At 59.8% G+C, this 410-nt stretch carries 1 protein-coding gene; it reads right to left on the bottom strand.

Features of this window, described 5'->3' with window-relative positions:
• Positions 1-410, bottom strand: a 410-nt coding sequence (locus tag IDM28_RS22110) for an immunoglobulin-like domain-containing protein (RefSeq protein WP_223176023.1), incomplete at both ends; no start/stop codon positions are given.

Genomic DNA, 410 nt, shown 5'->3' on the forward strand with positions numbered 1-410 from the left:
TCGCAGCTTCGGCAGTAACGGCCACAGTCGTGGTATCGATGGTGTCTTCGACGGCAACAGTGGTGGTCGCGCCAGTCAGATCGACGGCTTCGAAATTGCCGCCATTGACCGCAGTGACAGTCGCGGTGACTTCGCTACCGTCTTTGTACACGTCTTCAACGTTGGTATTCGGGACCGACAAGGTGCCCTTGCCATCGGCGCCAATGCTGACGGTGTAGTTAGTGCCACCGACGTTGACGGTCAGCGTCGTGGTGCTGCCGGCCTGAGGCGGGTTGCTCAGCTGGAAGTTGAAGGTGAGATTCGCGTCACCCTCTTTCGCAGGCTCGGCAGTAACAGCCACGGTCGTGGTGTCGATGGTGTCCTGGACAGCAACAGTAGTGGTCGCGCCAGTCAGGTCGACGGCTTCGAAG

Source organism: Pseudomonas sp. EZ-C24, assembly GCF_014525325.1.
GTDB classification, from domain to species: domain Bacteria; phylum Pseudomonadota; class Gammaproteobacteria; order Pseudomonadales; family Pseudomonadaceae; genus Aquipseudomonas; species Aquipseudomonas shirazensis.